This window comes from Arthrobacter sp. B0316-1-20 (assembly GCF_059091865.1).
In genome coordinates this window covers 361863-380465 of the sequence record NZ_JBNHHC010000002.1, presented here as the reverse complement: position 1 = coordinate 380465, position 18603 = coordinate 361863, and the positions used below count along the sequence as shown (strand labels likewise).

The window sequence follows — 18603 nt, the reverse complement described above, 5'->3', positions numbered from 1 at the left end:
CAGAACGGGGCCTGGGGCGCACCGGGGTGCAGACGAGGGCTGCCGGCCAGACCGGTCAGGAATGGAGAAGCGCCGGCTTCCGTGCCACGGCTAGCATTACCGTCATGGATATTTTCACCGTCAGCGACCGCAACGGTGATCCCGGACTACGGATGGAGACACGATGAGCACGGCCACGACGACGGACTCGCAGCCGCGGCCGATGCACGCCGCAGACAGCCACGACCTGATCACCGTGCAGGGCGCCCGCGTGAACAACCTCAAGGACATCAGCGTAGCGATCCCCAAACGCCGCCTGACCGTCTTCACCGGAGTCTCCGGCTCGGGCAAGAGTTCGCTGGTGTTCGCCACCATCGCCGCGGAGTCCCAGCGGATGATCAACGAGACGTACAGCGCCTTCGTGCAGGGCTTCATGCCCACGTTGGCTCGGCCCGAGGTTGACGTGCTCGAAGGCCTGACCACGGCGATCATCGTCGACCAGGAACGGCTGGGTGCCAACCCGCGGTCCACTGTCGGAACGGTGACGGATGCCAACGCGATGCTGCGGATCCTTTTCAGCCGGCTGGGGGACCCGCACATCGGCTCACCCAATGCGTATTCGTTCAACGTTCCGTCTGTGAAGGCCAGCGGTGCCATCACCGTGGAACGCGGGGGCAAGACCAAGGCCGAAAAGGCCACGTTCCACAGGCTGGGCGGCATGTGCCCGCACTGTGAGGGCATGGGCTCGGTGAGTGACTTCGATCTGACCGCGCTCTACGACGACACCAAGTCGCTTTCGGAGGGCGCGCTGACTGTGCCCGGCTACAGCATGGACGGCTGGTACGGCCGGATTTTCAGCGGTGCCGGGTTGCCGATGGAGAAGCCCATCGGCAAGTACACCAAGAAGGAGCTGCACCAGCTGCTCTACGCCGAGCCCACCAAGATCAAGGTGGAGGGCATCAACCTCACCTATGAAGGGCTGATCCCCAAAATCCAGAAGTCGATGCTCTCCAAGGACCGTGAGGCGATGCAGCCCCACGTCCGGGCCTTCGTGGACCGGGCGATCACTTTCGCGACCTGCCCCGATTGCGGCGGCACCCGGCTGGCCCAGGAGGCGCTGTCGTCGAAGATCCGGGGGCGGAACATCGCCGACCTCTGCGCGATGCAGATTACCGACCTCGCCGACTGGGTCCGGGAGCTGGATGAGCCTTCGGTGGCCCCGTTGGTCGCCGGGCTCCAGCACCTGCTCGACTCATTCAGGGAAATCGGCCTCGGCTACCTTTCCCTGGATCGGCCCTCGGGCACCCTGTCCGGGGGAGAGGCGCAGCGTACCAAGATGATCCGGCATCTCGGCTCTTCCCTCACGGATGTGACCTATGTTTTCGACGAGCCCACCATTGGGTTGCACCCGCACGACATCGAGCGGATGAACCAGCTGCTGCTGCAGCTGCGGGACAAGGGCAACACTGTGCTGGTGGTGGAGCACAAGCCGGAGACCATCGCGATTGCCGACCACGCGGTCGACCTTGGCCCGCGCGCCGGGACTGCGGGCGGAGAGGTGGTCTTCGAGGGCAGCGTGGACGGGTTGCGTGCCAGCGACACGCTGACCGGCCGGCACCTCGATGACCGGGCCACTCTCAAAGAAACCGTGCGCGATCCCAAGGGCGCCCTGGAGGTCCGCGGCGCCACCACAAACAACTTGCAAGGCGTCGACGTCGATATCCCGCTGGGAGTTCTCTGCGTCCTGACAGGGGTCGCCGGTTCCGGCAAAAGTTCGCTGATCAACGGATCCGTCGCCCGCCGCGAGGGCGTGGTGGTGGTCGACCAGGGTGCGATCCGCGGTTCGCGGCGCAGCAACCCGGCAACCTACACCGGGCTGCTCGAGCCGATCCGGAAAGCATTTGCGAAGGCCAATGGCGTCAAGCCGGCGCTCTTCAGCTCAAATTCGGAGGGCGCCTGCCCGGTCTGCAACGGTGCCGGTGTTATCTACACAGAGCTCGGCATCATGGAGACCGTCGAGTCGACCTGCGAGGAATGCGAAGGCAAGCGCTTCCAGGCGGCGGTGTTGGAGTACACGCTGGGGGAGAAGAACATCGCGGAAGTGCTGGCGATGTCCGTGACCGAGGCCGAGGAGTTCTTCGGCTCCGGCGAGGCGCGTACTCCGGCCGCGCATAAGGTTCTGGACCGACTGGCGGACGTCGGCCTCGGCTACCTCACCTTGGGCCAGCCGCTCACCACATTGTCCGGGGGAGAACGGCAGCGGCTCAAGCTGGCCACGCAAATGGCTGAAAAGGGCGACATCTACATCCTCGACGAGCCGACCACCGGACTTCACCTGGCCGACGTCGAACAATTGCTCGGCCTGCTGGACCGGCTGGTGGACTCCGGAAAATCTGTCATCGTCATTGAGCACCACCAGGCTGTGATGGCGCACGCGGACAGGATCATCGATCTAGGTCCGGGCGCCGGCAATGAGGGCGGCCGGATCGTCTTCGAAGGAACGCCCGCCGAACTGGTTGCTGACCGTTCCACCCTGACCGGTAAGCATCTGGCGGCGTACGTCGGCGCCTGAACTCCCACGCGCAATACTGATCCTGCGTCATGCGGACGGTCAGCGGTAGCGCAGGATTATGTCAACCTACAGAGGTCAAGCGGGGCGGTGCCAGCCGGGGACTGGCCCATAGTTCTCGCTATAAACGAATTGTCCCGCCCGGCCGATTCTGTGAGGGCTGCAATACGAAAGTGAGGCTGCCACGCAAAACGAGGCGGCAGCGCGATGCTGGTTAACTCGGCCTGTTGCCGCGGTCTAACCGCATCAGCGTCCACGGACGTCCGGTGTGGCAACCTTGTCGACGCTGCAGCAAGACGCGGGTTCGGGTTGGCCAGTCGCCGTCGCACGATTGCGGAGGAAATATTTCTACGCGTCTTCGGCTGTCCAGAATGGTTGCCGTAAGTGAATGATGAGTTAGCTGTTGTGCCGCGCCGCAACGCTCCTCACCGGCCCTACATGCAACGCCGATAATCCACATTATGTCAAGTAGTGCTTCCCTGGGTGGCGGTGCCCAGCCTGTAGCCTCGATCCCGGCTCCCGGTGACCGGACTCCCTCCATGCCCTTGATATGGAAGACCCAAGTAGCTCATCATTTGGCTTTATGGTGCAACGACCGACCAATCAGCAGTCAAAGCAAGGAAAACAGTGAAGCAGTTTCCTACATCCGACGACGGTGGCGCGACCGGCCAACACAGTCCAGATCCGAGCGACTCCCCCGGGCCTCTGACGATTAACCAATTGCTACGTGAGAGCCGGATCGGGCTCGAGCGTGGTCACGCTTCGGAACTTGAGCGGGAGATGGCAGCGGGTGCCCTTGTTGTTGACACACGACCGGTCGAGCAGCTGGACCGCGACGGTGAACTTCCGGGAGCCGTCGTCATTGACCGAAACGTTCTCGAGTGGCGGCTCGATCCTTCCAGCTCCCACCGGCTCGCGATCGCTGACAACCCCGCTCGACGGATCGTGGTCGTCTGCAATGAGGGGTACAGCTCCAGCCTCGCTGCACACACCCTGCAACGGCTGGGGCTGGTCCATGCGACCGACCTCATCGGCGGTTTCCAAGCCTGGGCAGCACTGCGCAAGCAGTCCGACTGAATCAGCCTGTTTGCCCTGAGGTTATCGACGATACGAAAGCCGACAACGACACTATCCGGCCTGCGTGTCAGGTCGGCGGCCCGCCTGCGCGCCGAAGGCTTGGCCGGCGCCGAGGCCCGGAAAGAGCATGCTGCGTGCTCCGCCCAAGCCGGCCTCCGGATGTCGCTGCGTTCACTGACGGCGTAGCAGTCTCAGGATTAGCTCGGGGCCCCAATTCGTTGCAACATCACAGCCGACGTACGCAAGGAATTCCATGGACACCAATGGAATAGACCCGGATCGTTCCTCCGACCACGATCCGATGGACACCTACTCCCAGACAGTCATGCGTGTTGCCGGAATCGTCACCCCGCACGTTGCCGCCATCGAAGTGAGAAACGGACCCGGCAGTCGGGTTCTCGTTGGCAGCGGCTCCGCGGTGGTCTTCACCGAAGACGGCTTTATGTTGACGAATGCACATGTAGTTGCGGGCGCTAAAGCGGGCTCTGCCACCTTCGCCGACGGTGAAGTCACAGAGATCGAGATTATTGGCGCTGATCTCTTGTCCGATCTGGCAGTCATACGCGGCCTGTCGAACACCCCACCGCCCGCGGAGCTTGGCGACGCCGAATCGCTGAGAGTGGGCCAGTTGGTCATCGCCGTGGGCAACCCCTTGGGCCTGGCCGGATCGGTCACCGCAGGCGTTGTCAGCGGCCTAGGACGTTCGATTCCAACCCGGTCGCGTCGTGGCCGGCACGTGATCGAAGACGTGATTCAAACAGACGCAGCGCTCAATCCCGGCAATTCGGGGGGCGCCCTCGCCGACAGCCAGGGACGCGTGGTCGGAATTAATACCGCCGTGGCCGGCACCGGTTTGGGATTGGCGGTCCCGATTAACGCCACGACGCGCCGCATCATCTCTGCACTCATGAGCGGCGGCCGGGTTCGGCGCGCCTACCTTGGTCTGGTGAGCACGCCGGTACGCCTGCCGGCGCACATGGCCCTTCGTTCGGGTCAGCGGGATGCTCTGAGAGTGGTTGAGGTCATTGCCGGCTCCCCCGCCGAACGTGCCGGGGTCAAGCCCGGCGATCTGGTAGTGGATGCCGGCCGGCGCCATGTCTCCAGCGCGGAAAGCCTCCAGAAGCTGCTCTTCGCCGACGCCATTGGCGTTCCGTTTCCGATGACCGTCTTGAGGTCGGGCGCGTTGGTGGATGTCATTGCGCTGCCAGAGGAGATGGCAGAAACTACATAACCGCGGACGCTGAGGCATCTGCGGCTAACGCCAGGAGGCTTGAGCAGTCAGTAGCCGCCGTTCCACACAGCCATGGCGGTCAGGACAAATCCAGTCACTGCGCCGATGACGGCAAGCCAACCGGCTACCAGCATCGTGACGTGCCTGGAACGGTCCTGTGTCAGCCGTCCGCCGTGGGGGTGCGAGAGCACTATGGAATCCGCCGCAAGCAGGAAGACCACCAGCCCGACAAGGGCCACACTCCACGCGAAAAATTCCAGCCAATGCACCAATGGACCAACCGGATTGAACATACCTCCGGTATACGCCCGCGTGGGATAAGCCACAAGGGCATTGGGGCCACATCGGCCACCAGCGGCAACCTGCAGGACACCATCAGGGCTGGCTGTCAGGCTATCAAGCTACCGTTGCGGATGGCCGCCGCCATCACGGCAGGAGCGCCCACCGGAGATGCTGCTACCCGGCGTCGTAAGCGCGCTGCAGTTCGTCGACGTCGATCTTCTTCATCTGCAGCATCGCTTCCATGGCGCGCTGGGCTTTCTGCGGATCCGGTCCGCCGATCAGCTGTGGCAGCGCAGACGGAATGATTTGCCACGACAACCCGTACTTGTCCTTCAGCCAGCCGCACTGACCCTCGGCCCCGCCATCGGCGGTCAGGGCGTCCCATAGCCGGTCGACCTCCGCCTGGTCCTCGCAGTCGACCTGCATCGACACCGCCTCGTTGAAGCTGAACTGCGCTCCCCCGTTCAGCGCAGTAAAGCACTGACCGTCCAACTCGAACTCGACGGTCAAGACCTGGCCTTCCGTGCCGGGTCCGCTCTCGCCATAGTGCGCGACGTCGAGAATATTCGAGTTTTTGAACAGTTTGACGTAGAACTGCGCCGCTTCTTCGGCTTCGCCGTCAAACCAGAGGCACGGTGTGATCTTCTGCATAGTGGGTTCCTTCCCCTGAGATGGACGTACCGGATGTGCTGCACGTGCGAGGTGGCTTAGGCGTACCAGAACCAGCCGACCGGCCGCCACGAATCGGGCACCTCATGCCCGCTGAAGGAACCGCATCTGCTGCAGCTGTAGCTGGCGTTCGCCGGCACCCGCTGGCCGTCCGGAAGCAGGCGCAGCGGAGTGAATTCCTCGACGATCAAATATTGGTCTGTGCCACACCGCCGGCAATCGGGCGCCGTTGGAACGTCAGGACTGGGCTGGGGCTCGGAACCTCCGCCGGTGGTCAACGTCATTGTCGGCCTCCCGGCTCAGCCTGCGTAGCCAGCCATAGCTAGGGCTGCGGCGGTGCCGGTGCCGGGCGGATCGATGATCTGAAGGCGGCAGCCCTCCCCCTCCGGGGCCGCGTAACCGGGCAAATGCTCGCTCTCGCTGCAGTTGTGCAGCTCCTCAAGTGCCGCAGCTTCAATGCGAGCGTGCTGCAGGTTGATGATGACGCCCAGGCCGGACGCTAGGGCACTGGTGCGCCGAACCAGCGAATAAAGCGCCACGATGTTCCGGGTTGTCACATGTCCGCGGACTTCAATCTGGGCGGATTCCCGGTCTATGTCCACCCGAACGACCACACGCAATTTGGGATCCATAGTTAGTCCCCTCAAGAGTTCCCCCGGCCGCTCCTTGACCGGTGACCATCATAAAAGGAGGTGTGTGACATGGGCAACAAACGACGTCATAATGTTTCAGGACGGACGAAACGCGGGCTGGATGCCCACCGGCGATGGCCCGCCTTGCAGGGGTGGCTGCCATGAGCGAGGCCGAATTTGGGGCACAGTTGGTCGACCAGATGCAAGACGCGCTGCTCGTCAGCGACGATCTGCAGGACTTCCTTGACCAATTGGCTCAGCTAGCCGCCGCCGCCCTTGATGCTCACGGAGAGATGACCTGCAGCGTGCTTGTGCTGCGCGGCCCCCGAGACCGCACTGTCTCCCCCACACACAGCCCGGCTTCGTGGGCTGAATACCAGCCCAAGTACGACGACGGCCCGGGCCTGAGCGCCTTGCGCACCGGCGCCGCCGTACTGGTGCGCGACGTCGGACAGGAGGACCGCTGGAACGAGTTGATGGCGGAGGCAGCGTCGGCGGGAATTGGTTCCATCCTGGCTGTACCGCTCCATGTGCACGACGACGGCTTAGGCGCGGTCGTGTCCTGCTATCACCGGAGCGGCCACGGCTTCTCCGGCGCAGTTCTTGCAGCCGCCACCACCTATGCGCGCATCGCAGCCAAGCCGCTCCTGCTCGCTGAACGGATAGACCGGATGGCCAACCGGACGGCACATTTGGCAGCAGCGTTGGAGTCCCGCACCACCATCAACCTCGCTGCTGGCATTGTCATGGGACAGAACTCATGCAGCCAACTTCAGGCCATGGAAATTCTGCGCCGTGCTTCCAACGCACGCAACGTCAAACTTCGTGACGTGGCTCAGGCCATCGTCGAACCCCTGTCCGGCGCGGCAGCCACCCGCTTTGAGGACTGACCGGCACAGGCCGGCTCAACGTACCAGCACCGCAATTCCGGTGGCCGCCGCCGCCCACAGCACGCTCGCGAAGGTACCCAGGATGAACCGCTCGGCAGCCCCGGACTGGCCGAGTTCTGGGTACCGGCCCAAGCCTTTCACCGCCAGGACAACAGCCAGACCTTCCGGCCAGTCGGCCAACAGAGTCGACGCAATGGCCGTCCGCTCGAGGACTCCGATCCAGGCGCCGCCGCGCAGAACCGGAGACTCTTCCGGGTCCGTGTGGTTGTCCGGGTGGGAGGCATTGAAGGACAACCGCAGAATGGTCACGGTCGCCGGGCCGCCGCCGATCGCGGCCGCCGCCACGCCCAAGGCATAAGCGACCGGCCCCAGTCCACCCGGTCCCAGCGCCGCCAACAGTGCGGCGCCCCCCAAAAGAAGCAGCGAGAGGGCGCTGGCGGCGTACAGCCAGCGGTTGCCGGCGCCCTGAAACCGCCCAAAATACATGGGGCCGGCCACAGCGGCGGCCAAGCAAAGCACCACAAGTGCCACAGCGCTCATCGATCAGCTCCTTCCAGCAGTGCTTGTGCAGCGGATTGTCCCCGACGCCACTCGTGCCAAAGCCCACTATGCAGCCTGCTAGAGACAGCTTGCTGAGTGATGCCCAGCCGGTCCGCGATTTGCTGCTGGGTGAGTCCCTGGTCACTGAGCTCCCCGGCTTCGCGGGCCTCCTTGCTGCGCTTGCGCGCCACGGACACCAGCAGCTGGAGCACAGCTTCCGCATGCCCGGCTTCCGCTCTCGCCCCGGAAACGGCGATGTTCCCCGGGGCGAACTTGGCCGCAGTTACTGCTTCCCGCGCGCGCTCGAAGGCCTCGCCGGAGCCAGCCCGCGTGGAGTCCGGCAGCGGTTCATCAACCCTGCCCACGCCGATACCGACGCTCCAGTTGTTGCTGGCAGCCAGGTCCAGCGCTATCTCCCCGGCCACGGAAGCCTCGACGACCACCGCCTGCATCTCATCCCCGGCAGTCCGTTCAAACCCGCGGAGCAGCGGACGCGCGGAATCGTTGTTCAGGGCTTCAAGAGCCTCCTGAACCAGATCTTCGCGGCTACGCGACCGGCGCTGGTCAACGGTCAGGACATACATACAACCCTGCTTCCTTGTACTGGTAGGTACAAGTATCCAGGGTTGTGTCACCCAGCGCAACCTTAGGCCTGCTACTCCGCCCGCTCGTGACTGGCTAGGCCCAACAGATTGCCTTCCGAGTCGCGGACAAAAGCCATCCACTCGTCCGTCCCGGCGGGCCCCAAGGCATCATCTGCATGCCGGAAGATCACGTTCGGCTCCTCGACGACCGGTGTTCCGCGGCCGCGCAGTTCCTGCACCTGGTCCCGCACCGAGTCCACCTCGAGGTACAACAGAGCCACCGGCGCGCCAACCTCCAGCAGCAACCGGACGCCGTCGAGATCGAAGAACACCAGCCCCGGAGGATCGAAGATGCCGGCGGGCGGATAGCCCAACAGTTCGGTATAGAAAGCAGTCGCTCGGGCGAGGTCCTGCACGCCCAGCGCTACCTGCGCCAGCTTCATGTTCCTCCCCTCCGGCCCGCCCTGGTTTCAGGCACTTCTTTCAGGCACTTCGGCCCTCCCGCCGAATGGTACGCCCGCCAGTGGCCGATAGGGTGGAGTAGTGATCGAAACTTCCCCCCAGCTTCGTGCTGGCCGCCCGCTGGCTTCAGGGGCGCTGGCCCTGGATCTGGCCGCCATCGTCATTTTTGCTGCAGCAGGCCGAAACACGCATGAACACGGACTGGCCGTCGCCGGCATCATCCTCACCGCCACCCCATTCCTGATCGGGGCACTGATTGGCTGGGCGGCTTTGCGTGCCTGGCGCCGCCCGACAGCCCTCTGGCCCACCGGCGTCGTGGTCTGGCTGGCGGCAGTGGTCGTTGGTCTCGCCTTGCGCGGCCTGGCAGGCGGTGGGCTGGCGCTGTCATTCCAGATCGTGACGTTCTTGGTGCTCGGCGCGCTGCTCCTGGGATGGCGCGCGCTAGCCGCGCTGTTCATGAAACTACGCTTCGGCCGACGGGTGGAATAACCTCGGTGATAGGAAAGATCCCGTTCCAGCAGAAAGGCAGTGCAGTGGCTACAGCATTCGTTCTCATCCGGACCGACGCAACCCGGATCCCGGAGTGCGCCCAGGAAATCTCCGAGATCGAGGGCATCAGCGAGGTCTACTCGGTCACCGGCGAATGGGATTTGATCGCTGTGGCTCGCGTTGCCAAACACGATGAACTGGCCGATGTGATTGCCGACCGCCTCTCCAAGGTCAAGGGCGTGCAGGCCACCACCACGCACATCGCCTTCCGTGCCTATTCAAAACACGACCTGGATGCGGCTTTCTCGCTCGGATTCGAGTAGAGCGCAGCGGCGGCAGAAGTGCCGCGGACGCCAGCTGACCGGCACCTGGCGTCCGCGGCACTTCACTTTAAGCGGGTGAGGCTACCGCTCGACTGCCGCAGGAATCAGCGCGTGGCGTCGACCCAGCGCTGCAAGGCCGCAGCCGCTGCCCCGCTGTCGATGGCCGCGTTAGCGCGCTCCAGTCCGCCCGCCAGACGTTCCAGCAGCGGGGCATCCGCGGAGAGGTCGTTGGCAACCAAGGCAGCGGCGGCATTGAGGACGACCGCGTCCCGAACCGGGCCCTTGTCCCCTGCCAGGAGACGGCGTACCACCTCGGCATTGTGAACTGCATCCCCACCGCGCAGGTCGTCCAGGGTAGCCCTGGCGATGCCGAGTTCCAGGGGATCCACCTGCTGCTCCGTGACGGCACCGTCGCGGACCTCCCATACCGACGACGGCCCCGTCGTGGTCAGTTCGTCCAGTCCGTCGCCGCCGCGGAACACCAGTGCACGGATTCCTCGTGCCGCCAGCACACCGGCAATCAGCGGCGCCAGCCGTGCATCGGCGACGCCAATCGCGGCGGCCGTGGGGTGTGCCGGATTGGTCATCGGTCCCATGAAGTTAAAGGCGGTGGCTACTCCCAGCTCCCCGCGGACCGCACCCGCGTAGCGCATCGACGGGTGGAAGACCTGGGCAAAGCAAAAGGTGATTCCCGCTTCGACTGCCGTTTGCGCCACCCGCTCCACCGGCAAATCCAAACGGACACCCAGTGCTTCAATCACATCGGCCGAACCTGAGGACGACGACGCGGCCCGGTTGCCGTGCTTGACGATCCGCGCGCCGGCCCCTGCGCAGACCAGGGCAGCCATGGACGAGATGTTGACCGTGTTCTGCCGGTCTCCGCCCGTGCCGACGATGTCCAGCTTCTCGCCTGGAATATCGATCGGCCGCGCGTTGTCCACCATGGCCTCCACCAAGCCGGTCAACTCGTCGACCGTCTCGCCCTTGGAGCGCAGCGCGACCAGGAAGCCCGCCATCTGCGCGTCGGTGGCGCCGCCGGACATGATCGCGTTCATCGCCCACTGCGTTTGAGCGGTGGTGAGGTCCTGCCGCGAGATCAGGGCCGAGATCAATTCCGGCCAGGTGGGCGTGTTCTGAGCGTTCGGTTCCGTCGTCACCTCACTAGGTTATCTACGTTTCGTAGAAACTTCCGGATTGTTAACTTCCGCGCCGTTCCGCGGAATACTGCCGGTTGGGAACCGAAACGCCGCGCCGCGCGTTCGAACGCATTGGTGAACTCAGCGGATTTATAGACATAATGGCCTTGTGACAACTGCAACCCACGCCCCCAGTACCCCGGCGCATCCAACGCTGAATCGCCCCAATCTGGTTTCTGTCGGAACCGTTGTGTGGCTCTCCAGCGAGCTGATGTTCTTTGCCGGTCTTTTCGCCATGTACTTCACCCTCCGCGCCACTTCCCCCGAGATGTGGGCGATGGAAACCGGAAAGTTGAACGTTCCATTCGCGCTGGCCAACACCATCGTCCTGGTGTCCAGCTCCTTCACCTGCCAGTACGGCGTCTTTGCCGCAGAGCGGCTTCAGGCCCGCCGTACGGGTGGCCTGCTCAATGTCGCCAAGTGGGGCATGGTCGAGTGGTTCCTGCTGACGTTCTTCCTCGGCGCCATTTTCGTCTCCGTCCAGGCCTACGAGTACGCGATCCTCGTCTCCGAGGGAGTCTCGCTGTCCTCCAACGCCTACGGGTCAGCGTTCTACATCACCACCGGCTTCCACGGCCTCCACGTCACGGGCGGGCTCATCGCCTTCCTGCTGATCATCGGCCGCGCCTATGTCGCCAAGAAGTTCGGTCATTTCGAAGCAACATCCGCCATCGTCACGTCGTACTACTGGCACTTCGTCGACGTCGTGTGGATCGCTCTCTTCATCATCATCTACTTCCTGAAGTAGACGGCCAGAGCCCGCTGCAGGGTTGCCCCGGCCGAACATCTACGCACACGCACCGCAGAGTTAGGAACCATCAAGTGAAGGCACTCTCCCAGAGGCGACGCCACCCGCTGGCGGCCGTTGCCCTGTTGCTCTTGGGATTGCTGGTCACCGGCGGCTTGTACGCCGTCGCCGGCAATGTCAATGAGGCCAAGGCCCAGACCACCAACTTTTCCGCGCATGACATCGAAGAGGGCGAAAAGCTCTTCGTGGCCAACTGCGCAACTTGTCACGGAATTGGTGCGATCGGGGCGCCCAAGGGTGCGCACGGCAATCAGGCCGGTCCGGCCCTGATCGGCGTCGGCGCCGCCGCCGTGGACTTCCAGGTGGGAACCGGCCGGATGCCCATGCAGATGTCCGGCCCGCAGGCCATGCAGAAGCCGAACCAATTCTCCGAAGAGCAGACCATGCAGCTGGCTGCGTACGTGGCCTCCCTCGGTGCAGGCCCGTCCATCCCGGAAGCAGACCTCCTCGATGTTTCCAAGGGAGACCCCGCCGCGGGCGGCGAGATCTTCCGCGTCAACTGTGCCATGTGCCACAACGCCTCCGCTGCCGGCGGCGCTCTGACACGCGGTAAGTTCGCCCCCGCCCTGGCCGGCGTCAGCGAAGCACACATTTACGAAGCCATGGCCACCGGCCCGCAGAATATGCCGGTGTTCAGCGACGCGAACATCTCCCCCGAGGAGAAGCGCGATGTCATCGCCTTCCTGAAGACGATCGAAGAACAGGGCACCCCGGGTGGCTTCTCGCTCGGCTCGCTCGGTCCGGTATCCGAGGGCCTGCTGATCTGGACTGCCGGATTGGGCGTCGTGATTGCGTTCACCATCTGGCTGACCCAGCGGTCTTCCTAACCTTCGCTTGCGGCGGCCCGCATGGCCGCCGCAGAAGCGTCACCAGTCATATATGTTTTTGAACTATTTAGAGAAAGATGAGAGGGATCATGGGCGACCATAGTCACGGCAGTCCGAGCACCTCGGGCACCGTTGCTACGGCTGGTCAGAGCGACGTGGAGAAGTTTCAGGATCCTGGACTTCCCCCGCACCGCCCGCGCCGTGCCGACAAAGATCCCCGGGCGGAAAAGCGAGCCGAACGCCAGGTTGCGATACTCTTCGTAATCTCCATCATCGGCACCGTACTTTTCTTCGTCGGGTACTTTGGCATCCGTTTGGATGACACCATCGCAACGCTGCGTTTTCAGAACTTCACCTTGGGCATGGGCACGGCCTTCGCGATGCTGGGCATCGGCGTCGGCATTGTCCACTGGGCCAAGACGCTCATGCCCGACCACGAGATCGTGGAAGAGCGCCACGAGGTCCGCACCGAGGAGGACCGCCGGGACGCAGAGCAGATCATCGGGCAGGTCCTTGACGAGTCGGGCATTTCCCGCCGTCCGCTGATCCGCAACACCCTGATCGGCGCCGGTGTGCTGGCCATCCTGCCTGCCATCGGCATCTTCCGCGACCTGTCCAAGGACCTGAACCCGGAAGTGCTGCGGCACACCATGTGGGATGCCGGCGTGCGCCTTACCCGCGACCCGAGCGGCACCCCGATCAAGGCTTCGGATGTCACCATTGGTTCGGCCTTCCACGTCATCCCCGAGGGGCTGAACGAGGCAGAGCACAAGCTGGAAGAGAAGGCCAAGGCCGTTGTCCTCCTGATGCGTCTGAATCCCGACGAGCTGCATGTCTCCCCAGGTCGTGAAGACTGGAACTACAATGGCATCGTTGCTTATTCGAAAATCTGCACCCACGTCGGATGCCCGGTGGCGCTGTACGAACAGCACACGCACCACCTGCTCTGCCCTTGCCACCAGTCGACCTTCGACCTGACGCAGGAATGCAAGGTGATCTTCGGCCCCGCCGCTCACGCCCTGCCCCAGCTTCCGATCAGCGTTGACGACGAGGGCTACCTGGTCGCCACCAGCGACTTCCATGAACCTGTCGGACCGAGCTACTGGGAGCGTGGCTAAGCATGAGCGCTTCAACTGATTCTTACGCCCCCAAGACACGGGTAGGGCGGATCACTAACTTCGTCGACACCCGCGTAGGCGGCTCGGCGATCGTCAAGGAATTCGGACGCAAGATCTTCCCGGACCACTGGTCCTTCATGTTCGGTGAAGTAGCGCTCTACTCGTTCGTCATCCTGCTGCTTTCCGGCACCTTCCTGACGTTCTTCTTCGATCCCTCGATGGCCGAGACCCATTACACCGGGCCGTACGTCCCGCTCAAGGGCGTCGAGATGTCGGTCGCTTACGAGTCCACCCTGCAGATCTCGTTCGAGGTCCGCGGCGGTCTCTTCATGCGCCAGCTGCACCACTGGTCGGCGCTGCTGTTCGTTGCCTCGGTGTCCTTCCACATGCTGCGCGTCTTCTTTACCGGTGCCTTCCGCCGGCCGCGCGAGCTGAACTGGGTGGTCGGCTGCGTGCTGCTGATTCTGGCCCTGGCTGCCGGCTTCACCGGCTACTCGCTGCCGGATGACCTGCTCTCCGGTAACGGCCTGCGCATTATCGACGGCGTCATCAAGGGTATTCCCCTCGTCGGCACCTACATCTCGCTGCTGCTGTTCGGCGGGGAGTTCCCAGGTACAGACATTGTGGGACGCCTCTATGTACTCCACATCCTGCTGGTGCCGGCACTGATCCTGCTGATGATCGCCATCCACCTGTTCATGGTTGTAGTGCACAAGCACACCCAGTACCCCGGCCCGGGCCGGACCGAATCGAACGTCGTGGGCTTCCCGATTGGCCCGGTCTACGCGGCCAAGGCCGGCGGTTTCTTCTTCGTGGTCTTCGGCATCCTGGCCGTGATCGCGGCAAACTTCCAGATCCTGGCGATTTGGGACTACGGACCCTACGACCCCTCCCCCGTTTCGGCCGGCACCCAGCCTGACTGGTACATCGGCTGGGTGGATGGCGCGCTGCGTCTGATGCCTGGTGTGGGCGAGTTCGTCATCTTCGGTCGGACCATCTCCCTGAACGTGCTGCTGCCGGCCCTCGCTCCGGCGGGCCTGCTGTTCACGCTGATGTTCGCCTGGCCGTGGATCGAACGCTGGGTCACCAAGGACAACCGCGAGCACCACATTCTGGACCGCCCGCGCAACGCACCGTTCCGCACCGGCATCGGTGTGGCAGGCATTGTCTTCTACTCGGTGATGTGGGCCGCTGCGAGCTCGGACCTGATCGCCACACACTTCCACGTGTCGCTGAACGATGTGACGTACTGGCTGCGCGCGCTGTTCTTCCTGGGCCCGATTCTCGGCTTCATTGTCACGCGCCGCATTTGCCTGGCGCTGCAGCGCAAGGACCGCGAGATCGCACTGCATGGCCGGGAGACCGGACGCATTGTCCGCCTGCCGCATGGCGAGTTCATCGAGGTCCACGAACCGCTGAACGACTACAAGCTGTACCGCTTGGTCAACTTTGAGTCGCCTGAGGTGCTGCCGGCCCAGCCGAACAAGGCAGGCCACGTCAAACGGACCGAGAAGCTGCGCGGCGCCCTGTCGCGGTTCTTCTTCGAGGATCGGGTGGCCCCGATTACCCCGGCCGAACTGGAGGCTGCACACAGCCACCATGCCGAAATTGAGGCTCCTGCCGAAAGGGCCGAAGTCACCACCCGCTAGAGAACTGAATGCAGAGGAATGGCCCCGGACTGAGTCCGGGGCCATTCTCGTGTCAACCGGGGGGTGCTACAACTGCTGGGGTGCATCGGCTCGAGCGGACAGCCGACCGACCGCAGCAGGGCCGACATCAGGAGGCCCACTCCCCTACCCCGCCGCCTGATGGCTTGGAGAAGCTGTGCAGAACGAGCTCCTGAGCCGTTCTGAGCGCTTAGTACCTCTTCACGTTGTAGGAACGCGGGGCGCGGCCGCCAGGCCGTTGCAGGGGCACCCAGAGCTTGTAGCGGTCCGCCCTATAGTACGAGATCGAGAAGTCCACCATGGTCTTGGACACGTAGGCATGCCGCTGGATCTTGAGCAGCGGCGACCCGATGTCCACGTTCAGCAACCGGGCGATTGAAGGCTGCGCCGCGGTGGCCTCGATGGTGTCCTCTCCCCACTCCATGATCAGGCCGTAGCGCTCGCTCAGAACGTTGTACAGCGACGACGGCGGACCCTCGTCCAGGATCCCCGGCACCCGTTGGGCAGGAATGAAGTTTTCGTCCACGCTCATGGGCTCGGCATCCGCCAGCAGCAGGCGGCGGAAACGCACAACCGGCTGCCCCTCCTCGATCTGGAGTTCACGGGCCACCAGCGGGGTGGCGCCGATCTGTTCGAAACTGAGTACCCGGGCGTCGGGGACCATGCCGCGGCGCTGCATCTCTTCGCTGTATGAGGTCAGCTTGACCTGCAGGTCCAGTTTTGGCTGGCTCACAAACGTCCCCAGCCCCACGATCCGCTCGAGCACCTGCTCCGCAACGAGCGAATCAATGGCTTGCCGCACGGTCATCCGTGCCACTCCGAAGCGCTCGGTGAGATCCCGCTCCGAAGGAAATGCACCGCCGGGTTCACAGCGTTCTTGGGCATGCCGGCGCAGGATGTCCCGGAGCTGGACGTGCTTTGCCGTCGTCGAGGACACGTCAATCTCGCCCTCGATCGCAGCGGCACTGATTGACATGTGGCCTCCTGCTCAGGGTCGTGCGGTCGCTGCCATTCTACCCGGTCTAGACCGGCCACCCGGGGGCGTGCGGCTTCCTCGGGCATGCGGAAGGGCCCGGAACCAAGCGGTTCCGGGCCCTTCCGTCTCTTGCTATGTACTTAGTGGGCGTGGTCTCCACGGCTGTATTCGTAAACCCATCCGATGATGGCTACCGTGGTCAGGCCGATGGCGATGTAGACGATCCACCAGCCGACTGCCAGACCCATGAAGCCGGAGGCGGCACCAAGGCCCAGGACCAGCGGCCACCAGCTCCACGGGCTGAACATGCCCTGTTCGCCGGCGCCCTCGTGGATTTCTGCGTCCACCCGGTCCTCAGGGCGGGGTCCGACGCGCCGCGCCGTGAACCAGAGGTAACCGCCGATCATCAGGGACAGTCCGGCCGTCAAATACAACGCCAGGTAACCTACGGGTTCGTGCCAGTCCCCCATGAAGCCGTAAACAGTGGCAACGATGGCGAAGAACGGCGCAAGCGCGATGAATAGCCAGGCTTCAATCTTCACAGTTATGCGTCCTTCTGGTCAGCGGGACCGGCCAGCTGGGCTGCCGGCACCGGAGTCGTCGGGGTGTGCCGCGGTGCGAGCTCCGGGTGGTGCAGGTCCAGCGCAGGGCGCTCCGACCGGATGCGGGGCAGCGAGGTGAAGTTGTGCCGCGGCGGCGGGCAGGAGGTAGCCCACTCCAGCGACGCGCCGAAGCCCCAAGGATCGTCGACTTCAACCTTCTTGCCGCTGCGCCAGGTGATGTACACGTTCCAGAAGAACGGGATCATCGATGCACCCAGTACGAACGAGGCAACGGTGGAGAACTGGTTCATTGCGGTGAACCCGTCTTCCGGCAAGTAGTCGGCGTACCGGCGGGGCATGCCCTCGACACCCAGCCAGTGCTGGATCAAGAAGGTGCCGTGGAAGCCGAGGAACAGCATCCAGAAGTGGATCTTGCCCAGGCGCTCGTTGAGCATCTTGCCGGTCCACTTGGGCCACCAGAAGTAGAAGCCTGCGAACATGGCAAACACGACGGTTCCGAAGACCACGTAGTGGAAGTGTGCCACCACGAAGTAGGTGTCGGAGACGTGGAAGTCCAGTGGCGGCGAAGCCAGGATGATGCCGGTCAGGCCACCGAACAGGAAGGTGGCCAGGAAGCCCAGGCTCCACAGCATCGGCGTTTCGAAGGTGATCGATCCGCGCCACATGGTGCCGATCCAGTTGAAGAACTTCACGCCGGTGGGCACCGCGATGAGCATGGTCATGAAGGCGAAGAACGGCAGCAGGACCGAACCGGTGACATACATGTGGTGTGCCCACACAGTCACGGACAGGGCAGCAATCGCGATGGTCGCGTAGACCAGGCCCTTGTAGCCGAAGATCGGTTTGCGGCTGAACACCGGGAAGATCTCGGACACAATGCCGAAGAACGGCAGGGCGATGATGTACACCTCGGGGTGGCCGAAGAACCAGAACAGGTGCTGCCACAGGATGGCGCCGCCGTTCTCCGGGTTGAAGATGTGGGCACCAAAGCGCCGGTCGGCACCGAGTGCGAACAGGGCGGAGGCCAGCGGCGGGAACGCCATCATGACCAGGATGCCGGTGACGAGCGTGTTCCAGGTGAAGATCGGCATCCGCCACATGGTCAGGCCCGGGGCCCTCATGGTGATGATCGTGGTGATGAAGTTGACCGAACCCAGAATGGTGCCGAAGCCGGAGAGCGCCAGGCCAAAGACCCAGAGGTCTCCGCCAACACCGGGCGAGAACGTGGTGTTGGACAACGGCGCGTAGGCGAACCAGCCGAAGGACGCTGCGCCCTGCGGGGTGATGAAGCCGGCAACCGCGATCACGCTGCCAAACAGGAAGAACCAGAACGCCAGGGCGTTCAAGCGCGGGAACGCAACATCGGGAGCGCCGATCTGCAGCGGCATGATGACGTTGGCGAAGCCTGCGAACAACGGTGTGGCGAACATCAGCAGCATCACCGTGCCATGCATGGTGAACAGCTGGTTGTACTGTTCCTTGGTCTGCAGGATCTGCATGCCCGGTTCGAACAGTTCGGCGCGGATGACCAAGGCCATCACGCCGCCGAGGCAGAAGAAAATGAACGACGTGATCAGGTACATGTACCCGATCGTCTTGTGGTCCGTGGAGGTGATCCAGTTGACGACGATGCGCCCCTTGGACCTCGGGACGACGCGCGGAGCTACCGTGGTACCCCGGTCGTCAGCTGTGTATTCGTACGTTGACACTTGTGGCCCTCG

20 protein-coding genes are annotated in these 18603 nt (G+C 63.7%); 10 read left to right on the top strand and 10 right to left on the bottom strand.

What is annotated here, in order from left to right; genetic code table 11:
* Positions 1 to 163 precede the first annotated feature (163 nt).
* The 3 genes from AC5RW2_RS04725 (at position 164) to AC5RW2_RS04715 (ending at position 4856) form a co-directional block, all read left to right on the top strand.
* A complete protein-coding gene (locus tag AC5RW2_RS04725) occupies positions 164 to 2551 on the top strand; it encodes an ATP-binding cassette domain-containing protein (protein ID WP_493962078.1) in 2388 nt (795 codons plus the stop codon).
* 717 nt (positions 2552 to 3268) lie between these two features.
* Positions 3269 to 3625 (top strand): rhodanese-like domain-containing protein, encoded by a 357-nt coding sequence (locus AC5RW2_RS04720; RefSeq protein WP_494073704.1) that lies wholly within the window; start codon positions 3269 to 3271, stop codon positions 3623 to 3625.
* A gap of 253 nt (positions 3626 to 3878) precedes the next feature.
* Positions 3879 to 4856: a S1C family serine protease gene (locus tag AC5RW2_RS04715; protein WP_493950506.1), complete on the top strand. Its 978-nt coding sequence runs from the start codon at positions 3879 to 3881 to the stop codon at positions 4854 to 4856.
* Positions 4857 to 4903: 47 nt separating this feature from the next.
* Here the strand turns inward: AC5RW2_RS04715 and AC5RW2_RS04710 are convergent, their stop codons facing one another.
* From AC5RW2_RS04710 to AC5RW2_RS04700, 3 genes are all read right to left on the bottom strand, one after another.
* Entirely contained in the window at positions 4904 to 5149 is a 246-nt protein-coding gene (locus AC5RW2_RS04710) for a hypothetical protein (RefSeq protein WP_493950507.1), read from the bottom strand.
* A gap of 163 nt (positions 5150 to 5312) precedes the next feature.
* Complete coding sequence (locus AC5RW2_RS04705; RefSeq protein WP_493962080.1) at positions 5313 to 5789, bottom strand: VOC family protein; 477 nt, start codon at positions 5787 to 5789, stop codon at positions 5313 to 5315.
* 317 nt (positions 5790 to 6106) lie between these two features.
* Positions 6107 to 6439, bottom strand: a complete 333-nt coding sequence (locus AC5RW2_RS04700) for a hypothetical protein (RefSeq protein ID WP_493950509.1) — start codon at positions 6437 to 6439, stop codon at positions 6107 to 6109.
* A 161-nt stretch (positions 6440 to 6600) separates the two neighbouring features.
* Here AC5RW2_RS04700 and AC5RW2_RS04695 point away from each other — a divergent pair, with 161 nt between their 5' ends.
* Positions 6601 to 7329, top strand: coding sequence for a GAF and ANTAR domain-containing protein (locus AC5RW2_RS04695; protein ID WP_493962081.1), 729 nt, complete (start codon positions 6601 to 6603; stop codon positions 7327 to 7329).
* Positions 7330 to 7344: 15 nt separating this feature from the next.
* Here AC5RW2_RS04695 and AC5RW2_RS04690 read toward each other — a convergent pair whose 3' ends face one another.
* From AC5RW2_RS04690 to AC5RW2_RS04680, 3 genes are all read right to left on the bottom strand, one after another.
* The gene (locus tag AC5RW2_RS04690) at positions 7345 to 7869 is read right to left on the bottom strand and encodes a hypothetical protein (RefSeq protein WP_493962082.1); all 525 of its coding nucleotides are present in this window, start codon (positions 7867 to 7869) and stop codon (positions 7345 to 7347) included.
* Positions 7866 to 8453, bottom strand: coding sequence for a sigma factor-like helix-turn-helix DNA-binding protein (locus AC5RW2_RS04685; RefSeq protein ID WP_493950512.1), 588 nt, complete (start codon positions 8451 to 8453; stop codon positions 7866 to 7868). The genes AC5RW2_RS04690 and AC5RW2_RS04685 overlap by 4 nt, the downstream gene beginning before the upstream one ends.
* Positions 8454 to 8524: 71 nt before the next feature.
* Entirely contained in the window at positions 8525 to 8896 is a 372-nt protein-coding gene (locus AC5RW2_RS04680) for a VOC family protein (RefSeq protein WP_493950513.1), read from the bottom strand.
* A 100-nt stretch (positions 8897 to 8996) separates the two neighbouring features.
* Here AC5RW2_RS04680 and AC5RW2_RS04675 point away from each other — a divergent pair, with 100 nt between their 5' ends.
* Together AC5RW2_RS04675 and AC5RW2_RS04670 are read left to right on the top strand one after the other, a co-directional pair.
* Positions 8997 to 9404, top strand: a complete 408-nt coding sequence (locus AC5RW2_RS04675) for a DUF3054 domain-containing protein (protein ID WP_493962083.1) — start codon at positions 8997 to 8999, stop codon at positions 9402 to 9404.
* A gap of 44 nt (positions 9405 to 9448) precedes the next feature.
* Positions 9449 to 9727: an Lrp/AsnC family transcriptional regulator gene (locus AC5RW2_RS04670; RefSeq protein WP_493939064.1), complete on the top strand. Its 279-nt coding sequence runs from the start codon at positions 9449 to 9451 to the stop codon at positions 9725 to 9727.
* A gap of 104 nt (positions 9728 to 9831) precedes the next feature.
* Here AC5RW2_RS04670 and trpD read toward each other — a convergent pair whose 3' ends face one another.
* On the bottom strand, positions 9832 to 10884 hold the full coding sequence (gene trpD / locus AC5RW2_RS04665; RefSeq protein WP_493962084.1) for an anthranilate phosphoribosyltransferase: 1053 nt from the start codon (positions 10882 to 10884) through the stop codon (positions 9832 to 9834).
* Positions 10885 to 11032: 148 nt separating this feature from the next.
* Here trpD and ctaE point away from each other — a divergent pair, with 148 nt between their 5' ends.
* From ctaE to qcrB, 4 genes are all read left to right on the top strand, one after another.
* On the top strand, positions 11033 to 11671 hold the full coding sequence (gene ctaE, locus AC5RW2_RS04660; RefSeq protein WP_493950516.1) for an aa3-type cytochrome oxidase subunit III: 639 nt from the start codon (positions 11033 to 11035) through the stop codon (positions 11669 to 11671).
* Between the two features lie 74 nt (positions 11672 to 11745).
* Entirely contained in the window at positions 11746 to 12558 is an 813-nt protein-coding gene (gene qcrC, locus AC5RW2_RS04655; RefSeq protein WP_493962085.1) for a cytochrome bc1 complex diheme cytochrome c subunit, read from the top strand.
* 89 nt (positions 12559 to 12647) lie between these two features.
* Positions 12648 to 13676, top strand: coding sequence for a cytochrome bc1 complex Rieske iron-sulfur subunit (gene qcrA / locus AC5RW2_RS04650; protein ID WP_136785314.1), 1029 nt, complete (start codon positions 12648 to 12650; stop codon positions 13674 to 13676).
* 2 nt (positions 13677 to 13678) lie between these two features.
* Positions 13679 to 15325: a cytochrome bc1 complex cytochrome b subunit gene (qcrB, locus tag AC5RW2_RS04645; RefSeq protein WP_493962086.1), complete on the top strand. Its 1647-nt coding sequence runs from the start codon at positions 13679 to 13681 to the stop codon at positions 15323 to 15325.
* Positions 15326 to 15533: 208 nt separating this feature from the next.
* On the opposite strand, the gene AC5RW2_RS04640 is transcribed toward qcrB, so the two are convergent.
* From AC5RW2_RS04640 to ctaD, 3 genes are all read right to left on the bottom strand, one after another.
* On the bottom strand, positions 15534 to 16319 hold the full coding sequence (locus tag AC5RW2_RS04640) for a GntR family transcriptional regulator (RefSeq protein ID WP_493950519.1): 786 nt from the start codon (positions 16317 to 16319) through the stop codon (positions 15534 to 15536).
* A gap of 140 nt (positions 16320 to 16459) precedes the next feature.
* Positions 16460 to 16861, bottom strand: a complete 402-nt coding sequence (locus AC5RW2_RS04635; protein WP_493939070.1) for a cytochrome c oxidase subunit 4 — start codon at positions 16859 to 16861, stop codon at positions 16460 to 16462.
* 2 nt (positions 16862 to 16863) lie between these two features.
* Positions 16864 to 18591, bottom strand: coding sequence for an aa3-type cytochrome oxidase subunit I (ctaD, locus tag AC5RW2_RS04630; protein ID WP_493939071.1), 1728 nt, complete (start codon positions 18589 to 18591; stop codon positions 16864 to 16866).
* Positions 18592 to 18603 lie beyond the last annotated feature (12 nt).

What these genes read in the sequence shown, in the direction of transcription:
- qcrB (WP_493962086.1), top strand. Translation starts at nt 13,679, where the DNA reads ATGAGCGCTTCAACTGATTCTTACGCCCCCAAGACACGGGTAGGGCGG.
- AC5RW2_RS04695 (WP_493962081.1), top strand. Translation starts at nt 6,601, where the DNA reads ATGAGCGAGGCCGAATTTGGGGCACAGTTGGTCGACCAGATGCAAGAC.
- qcrA (WP_136785314.1), top strand. Translation starts at nt 12,648, where the DNA reads ATGGGCGACCATAGTCACGGCAGTCCGAGCACCTCGGGCACCGTTGCT.
- AC5RW2_RS04705 (WP_493962080.1), bottom strand. Translation starts at nt 5,789, where the DNA reads ATGCAGAAGATCACACCGTGCCTCTGGTTTGACGGCGAAGCCGAAGAA.
- AC5RW2_RS04715 (WP_493950506.1), top strand. Translation starts at nt 3,879, where the DNA reads ATGGACACCAATGGAATAGACCCGGATCGTTCCTCCGACCACGATCCG.
- AC5RW2_RS04690 (WP_493962082.1), bottom strand. Translation starts at nt 7,869, where the DNA reads ATGAGCGCTGTGGCACTTGTGGTGCTTTGCTTGGCCGCCGCTGTGGCC.
- AC5RW2_RS04700 (WP_493950509.1), bottom strand. Translation starts at nt 6,439, where the DNA reads ATGGATCCCAAATTGCGTGTGGTCGTTCGGGTGGACATAGACCGGGAA.
- AC5RW2_RS04640 (WP_493950519.1), bottom strand. Translation starts at nt 16,319, where the DNA reads ATGTCAATCAGTGCCGCTGCGATCGAGGGCGAGATTGACGTGTCCTCG.
- AC5RW2_RS04685 (WP_493950512.1), bottom strand. Translation starts at nt 8,453, where the DNA reads ATGTATGTCCTGACCGTTGACCAGCGCCGGTCGCGTAGCCGCGAAGAT.
- AC5RW2_RS04710 (WP_493950507.1), bottom strand. Translation starts at nt 5,149, where the DNA reads ATGTTCAATCCGGTTGGTCCATTGGTGCATTGGCTGGAATTTTTCGCG.
- AC5RW2_RS04680 (WP_493950513.1), bottom strand. Translation starts at nt 8,896, where the DNA reads ATGAAGCTGGCGCAGGTAGCGCTGGGCGTGCAGGACCTCGCCCGAGCG.
- AC5RW2_RS04725 (WP_493962078.1), top strand. Translation starts at nt 164, where the DNA reads ATGAGCACGGCCACGACGACGGACTCGCAGCCGCGGCCGATGCACGCC.